Source organism: Microcoleus sp. SVA1B4, assembly GCF_036700545.1.
In the GTDB taxonomy this organism is placed as follows: domain Bacteria; phylum Cyanobacteriota; class Cyanobacteriia; order Cyanobacteriales; family Microcoleaceae; genus Microcoleus.
Genome location: NZ_JAUBPB010000003.1, coordinates 1 through 6874, shown reverse-complemented (window position 1 = coordinate 6874; position 6874 = coordinate 1). Strand labels below are relative to the sequence as shown.

Below are 6874 nucleotides of genomic sequence, written 5' to 3'. Positions count from 1 at the left end.
TTGGTGATCGTACAATCTGCCGAACGTCATATATCGATATCTGAGGTACGGGTTGTAAACACAGAGTTAACTTTGATCGCAGTCTTGGGATGGTGAGCTCGCCTAATCTACCGAAATGCACTCGGTAAACGTCATATATCGATATCTGAGGTACGATTCTCAAAACCGAGTTAACTTTGAGAATAGTCTTGGGATTTGGCGATAGACTAAGGTTGAACTTCATATATCGATATCTGAGATACGGGTTCTAAACAGGGAGTTAACTTTGAGAACCATCTTGGGATTTTGCGATCGTACAATCAGCCGAAATGCAATTCTGAGTCAAATCGCTGATAATATCTAAGCTCATATTGTCAACTAATTTAGTCAAAGCCGCAGCAAGAGACTTCTGCGACAGGGGAATTCGCTCAATCAACAGCCTTACCGCTTGCTCGTCTCCACAAGCGGCTGCTTTATAAAGCTTCTCAATCGACTTTCTCGGCAACACAGACAGCGACTCAGGAGTCAGTTGCACAACGTGCTCATCCTGTTCGGACTTCCTCGGCGACTCCTCTTCATAGATATAGCGAACACCCAAATGAAGCGCCATCTTCTCAAAAATTACTGTTTCTCGGAACGGTTTGGCAACAAAGTCATCGAAGCCGTTCGACATGGCGAGTTCCTGGGTTTTAACAAAAGCATTAGCGCTCAAAGCAATAATTTTAGTGTTAGAACCGTTAGGCAGAGTTCTAATTTTTTGAGCAGCTTGAAAGCCGTCTAGAGCAGGCATCCTCAAATCCATCCAAATTAAATGCGGCTTGTACTTTCGCCACAATTTAACAGCCTTAATTCCGTTATCCGCGAACCACACAAGAAAGCCAGCCGACTTCAATATCTGAGTTAGCAGCAACCGATTTGCCGACTCATCGTCCGCTACCAGAATGCGATAATTTTGTTGGTTAGGTGTCAACCCCTTCACTCGTTTTTGCGGCAGTCTGTCATAAACTTCGCTCTCAGTAGCATGACTGACTTTAACGTAAAAACTAAAAACCGTTCCTTTCCCCACAGAACTTTTGACCTTAATTTCACCACCCATCAGCTTCACAAAAGAGTTACTGATTGGCAATCCCAAACCCGTTCCCGTTTGCGATTTTCTGCCAGCATCCGCTTGCACGAACGGCTTGAACAAACGGCTAACCTCGTCAGGGGCAATGCCTGGGCCTGTATCCTTCACAGAGAACTGGAGAAAGAATTTGGATAGCGGTTTTTTTGCCAGCAACTGAAGGCATTTTACAGTCAGCTTCACCCTACCCGCCTCAGTAAATTTAACAGCATTACCCAACAGATTAATCAAAACTTGGCGCAGCTTGCTTTCATCAGTTCGGACGTATTGCGGTACATCTGAACTGCGTTCAAAAACAAGTTGCAACCCCGACGATTGAGTTTTGAGTTGGAACATCCCTTCTATATCATTGAGCAAACTGTACAGGTCAAAAGCATTTGATTCGAGGGTAATTTGACCAGCTTCAATCTTAGACAGCGACAAAATATCGTTGATTAGTTTCAACAAATGCTCGCCACTGCGATTGATAATATCTAAACTCGACTGCTGTTCCGGTGCAGTTTTTTTAGAGTTTACAAGGAGGTGGGCAAAGCCGATAATCGCATTCAGAGGCGTTCTCAGTTCGTGGCTCATATTAGCCAGAAAGGTACTTTTAGCGCGATTGGCACTTTCGGCGGCAATTTTAGCTTGTTTTAGTTCCTTTGTTTTCTGTGCAACTTGCCGCTTTAAATCGCCAGAATATTCTTCTAACCGCTGGCGAGATGCTTTTAACTGGAAATTCATGCGCTTGAAAGCACAGGCTAGGGCTTCGAGTTCGGCAACGCCGCTACCTGAAACTGTTGAGTCGAAGTCGCCACCAGCTATCGCCTCTGTTGCCGAAATTAACCGCAGCAGCCGCTGTTCTATTCTTAGGGAAATGGACAGCAAAAGGCAGATAGAAAGAACCAAAGCCAGCATTACGAGCAAAATAGTGTTGCGGGTGTTAGCCTGAACTTTGTCCGTAAAATCGGTTTCAGGGACAACTGCTACAATCAGCCAGTTTAAGCTTGAAGAGTTTTCAAAAGGTCTGACTTGCAGTAAGTATCTAGAGTTGCTGGCAGTAAAGTTAAGATTTTGGCTGCTGTTAATAGCAGCGAGGCTGCCATAATGTTTAAGCAAATACTCTGTTGAAAGCTGGATTACTTTTTGTTGCAGAGCTTGGGCGCGAATTCGCTGCTGGGAGTCAACAGAAATAGACGGTTTTAGTTCAGTTACCTCGTTCCAAGCAACTAAATGTCCCTCTCGGTCTAAGATAAAGGCTTGACAGTTAGGGCTGATGTGGAAATCGTGCAAGTTGAATGTTGAGGTTGGGGTGGGAAAAGCAGGATTTGTTTTTTGTTGAGGCAATATTGTTTTTGGAGAGTCTGACCCATTTCTTTTCCCATTTGGTTTGATTGTGACTCCGGCTGTTTGACTTGGGCGAAGTTGGTTCACCGAACCAGTTTGCATTTTATTATAATTCCCTTCTCCTTTCCCAACCCGTTCTTTTAAGTAGTTGTCAAGGCGGTCCCAGATGCGGCTCGTTGCTTCTGCCAATAGCTGTGCAACTAAGTCATTCATTGTCTGCCGCCCTGTTTGAAAAGAAAGCCATCCCGTCAGACATAGTAAAGTCGAAATCAGGAGAGCGTTGGGGACTGTAAGCACAACGCGCAGCGGGAGGGCAGACTTTTTTTGAACTGAGCTTTTTGGGCGGAACATTGGTTAAAAAAAGAGAGTGGGAATGAGGAAAAAAACGTTCTTCTTCAGAGGGGAGTAACACCAGAAGTAGAAGAGTTCTCCTCTCCTCATTCACCATCCCCGCTCGGTCTCGTTATGCTGTTTGACTAATTCCTATTAATAGCGCAGCCTCAAACGAATCTGAATCAGTCAAAAGCCATAAGTTCTCAGAGCGAGCGGTTAGCGACACTGGCTCCCGCTTGGCAGTATTGAGGAGAGGATTTGCATCTCAACTAACCCAAGTTGCGTACTTAAAGCCGCTCTAGACTGGTAATGGGTAATGGGTAATGGGTAATTGGAACAAGTTGAGATTTGAGATTTGAGATTTTAAATTGATGGGATTGCCGTTGCTCCCGCTTTGTGCTTGACTCCGGAACGAATGCACTTACCTAACTCTGTCTAACATTGGTTAGATATGAGTAGGTTTGTGTGAACGGTAGTTTGATTCTTCAAAAGCTATTTTGGCTAGCTCGACAATCACAGACAAGTCTACTCCGGCTCGTGCAGCAGCATCGGCCGCCGATAGATTGTGGTTTCTTACTAGAGCTAAAAATTGTCGCACGCTGTAGACTACTGGGTCGCTGGCTGCTGTGTAGCCTTTTTGAATGGCAATCAGCAATCCTTTTTCAACATCTGATGCTGCGGGGGCGCGACCTCTATCAACGTTCACAGTCGGCTCCATTCTTGGGGTGACGGGAGCGATGCGAATTCCTAAGTGTTCTGGTTCTTTGTTGGTAGGAACGATGTTGAAGTTGTAAAGTCGCTGTTTCCCTTTTGAATCTACAGTTTTGATTGAAAGGTTAGTGATGGTAGCTGTGGTAGCTCCCGGAAAATTGAGCGCTTGAATGGGACGCAAGAAAACAGTTTTGGCTTGGCCGCTTGCCAACTGTGCGTCGGTGCTGAAAACTATTTTTGAGGGGTCGGCAATTAAAACGTAGGCGAGAGCTTCATCGGTTGAGCTGAAGTCGATCGTACTCGCGCGACCGGGATAGACTAAAATATCGATCGCACTATTGACGGCAATATCTCGACCCACAGTTTGATAGCCTGTTACTCTTGATTGAGCAAAAGCACAGTCGGGGTAGCTTGCAGTAGCGAACACTGCTGTGAACAAAAGCCCTCCGAGGGAAAGCATTCTTGGGGATTGGATGCGATTCGTCATGGCAGTTATTCGTTGATGTGGAGAAAATTGTTGACAGTAGAAACGGGGATTTCCTTTACTAATCGCCGCAGTCGCGTTGGGGCGACTTAACCGTTTACCGACGGTTTGGTTATCGGTAAATGTTGAGAAAGCTGTTAACAGTAATAGAAACCGGGGTTCCTTTATTAACCACAGCTACATTGGGGCGGTTTAAAAGTTCTTCAGTTGCTCTATCTGAGCGGCTTTCCATCCGTTTTGCCAGGGGGCTGAAGAAGCCATCGAGGACGGCTGACCAAATTTGGGGGTCTCGACTTTCAACGGTGGTTGTACTGCCCCCAAACCTACCGCTAATACTGCTAGAGCTCCTGACTTTAGGCTCTGCGAACACTTGACCGACTCGTCCAACTCCCGACAGCACTGCGGTGAGGATATCCTGTCCGGCAACATCGGAACCTGGGTCGAAGTAGCCTGAAGCAATCAACGGCCGCCCGCCCTCTCCTGCAATCAAAATTGCGCCTTCTGGAATGGGCTGCTGTTTAATCTGACCGTTTCTATCAGAGTAGACAATCGCCACAGCACTAGCTTGTACCATGCGATTGGTTTTGCTGACGGTGCTGGCTTTGGCAATGACAACTGTGCCGGCTGGAAAAGCAATAAAGCCGTTAGTTGCCGTTACGTTGTCTGTGAGGGTGACGGCAAATTTGTCTCCCTGGTGTTTGTTTGAGCTTTCATCCCACAGCAGGGGAATCGAAACTACGCCGTTGGCTGTGGTGCCCAGGGGAACCTGAGCTGTTTGGGAGGTTGAGCCCGTTTGGGGCGTGCGGTTGAGAATGCCTTTTACCCCTGGAGAGTTGACTTGTTCTGCGGTTGGGGAATTTGTTAAGGCTTCTGCTTCTGGAGCAGTTTCTGGGGAAAGGGTTTGAAATTCTGTATCGGGCAAGGATGTTTGGGACTCGCTCAGTCGAGTCGCAGTCTCGATTGGGTTATCGGTAAAATCGGAACTTGTTTGGGGAGAAAGGGCAGCCGGAGTTAATTGGTTAGTTGAGTTTTGGGAGTTGTCGGTGGTTTCGAGGCTGTCCTCTCCTGCAGGAAACTCCGGGTGTAGCCTTTCCCCGCTGGCGTTATTTGGGTGGCTATATAGTTTTTCTGGGATTTGCTCGAAAGAAACGTATGAGGGTTGCGACTTTTGGTTGCCGATATTGACAGTTAGGAATTCAGTTGTTGGAGCTGGCTTTGTCAGAGCGGCGGCGGTAGCACTTGTTGTCGCTGGAGTGCTTGGTGTTGCACTCACGGCATTCGCTATTCGGTTAGGGTCAAAATTTCCCCTAATTTGTCCGAGTTGAGCGAGTTGGTTCCACCGCTCAAACGGGTCGATTTTTTCTTCTCTTGGAGTTGGAATTAAAGGTGGGGGTATTAACGGTTTGGGTATGGGGGCTGGTGGGGGCGCGGGTGTTCTTTGCGGTATGGGTGCGGGTACTGTTACCGTCCGCACTACTGTTCTGGGTGCGGGTAGGGGTTCGCGTAGAGGAGTAGGTGGCGGTGCAGCGCTCCGGGTAGCGACTAGACGCGGAGTTCGCGGATTTCGTGGGGCTCTTGACGGTTTGGGCGACGGTTCTGTTTTGGGTTTTGCGGTTTTTTGCGGTTTTTCGGCTAACAGTTTTTGTTGGTCTTGGTAAGCTAATTTAGCCAGCAACTCCGGTTTTTCATCTTTAATGGTGGGAGAAGAGCTTTCTTTTGGTGTTGATTGTGCGATAGGTTCGCGAGGTGATTTAGGCTTGATAAATTGCCAAATCAGCAGTCCTAGCAATAGTATTCCCCCAGTCAACAGCAGCATTGTCACTGCTCTAGGAACGCCTCTTTCGGAAACAGGCGGGGGCAGTGGTCTTTCCTCATCTTGAGCGAGTTGATATTGAGTTTCAAGTGTTAGGGGTGCATTGGGGTCAAAGTTAGCAATGAAGTTTTCATCAATATCATCATCTTTCGAGGGGGAAGGGGAAGGGGAAGGGGAAGGGGGAGGGGAAAAATTATCTTTTTTGGAAGGGGGAGGCGAAGGGGAAAAGTTATCTTCTGACATCTTGCTATTATCGTTATTAACGATACTTTCGCTATCAAGAGGGAGTGAATTATTTTGCTCAATTTCTGCGGCTGTCAACTTTGTTTGATGAGAATTTTTTGAAGATTCTTGTCTGTTACTCATGGCTACTCTCTTGTTGCTTATTACGATGGTTAATTAACAAATGATTGGCTTGTATGTGAGGGGGACAGAGCAGAAAATTAGGACTTCTTTGTTGTTAAAATACAACCGCTTGAAGTTCATATACAGCACTTTTCAGGTAAGTGAAGTACAAACAAATCAGTTTCTGTAGGGGCGGTACTCCTTTCCCCTTCCCTGTTTTTCCTTCCCCTTCCCCTTCCCCCTCCCCCTCTAAGGTTTGAATTCGACAATTCGGGAAATTTCTAATCCGGCTGCTCTCAAAGAGTGAATAGTCTTCTCTAATTCATTAGCGTTTTCTTTGAGAGGGGATTTAGGAATTTCTACGGCTTTGACGGTGAAAGTTCGATTAAACTGTTCTCGGCTTTCTCCAATGCCTTGCTCTAGCACTACGCGAGTAGCAATTACATCTATTTCCCAAACTCCTCTTTTTATTTCTCTGGGTTCTGAGATGTGAGAGATATAGACTCCAGAGCGGGTTTTTCCTGAATAGATGGTGTTGGGAACGAGTTGGGCAAGTTCGACCAGGGAAGCTTTACCAAACTCTGATTCCATCATCAAGGAACCCATCCAAGCAGTTGTAGGAACTTTGGCACTGCCTTTAACTTTAATGCCGGGGTCGGGGTCATTTGTGCCGGGAATTTTGCCGGGAGCATCCCGATTTTGCAAGTATACAAAAGTATGATATGATGTATTGTTTTTTTGGAAAACCGACACTTAGCTT

4 protein-coding genes are annotated in these 6874 nt (G+C 46.5%); all 4 read right to left on the bottom strand.

Features of this window, described 5'->3' with window-relative positions; genetic code table 11:
- Positions 1-259: 259 nt before the first annotated feature.
- The 4 genes from QT987_RS02110 to QT987_RS02095 all read right to left on the bottom strand — a co-directional run bounded on the left by QT987_RS02110 (position 260) and on the right by QT987_RS02095 (position 6819).
- The gene (locus QT987_RS02110; protein ID WP_333236869.1) at positions 260-2641 is read right to left on the bottom strand and encodes an ATP-binding protein; all 2382 of its coding nucleotides are present in this window, start codon (positions 2639-2641) and stop codon (positions 260-262) included.
- 565 nt (positions 2642-3206) lie between these two features.
- Entirely contained in the window at positions 3207-3959 is a 753-nt protein-coding gene (locus QT987_RS02105; protein WP_333236866.1) for a hypothetical protein, read from the bottom strand.
- 109 nt (positions 3960-4068) lie between these two features.
- Positions 4069-6135, bottom strand: coding sequence for a hypothetical protein (locus tag QT987_RS02100; RefSeq protein ID WP_333236864.1), 2067 nt, complete (start codon positions 6133-6135; stop codon positions 4069-4071).
- Positions 6136-6363: 228 nt separating this feature from the next.
- Entirely contained in the window at positions 6364-6819 is a 456-nt protein-coding gene (locus tag QT987_RS02095) for a hypothetical protein (RefSeq protein WP_333236861.1), read from the bottom strand.
- Positions 6820-6874 lie beyond the last annotated feature (55 nt).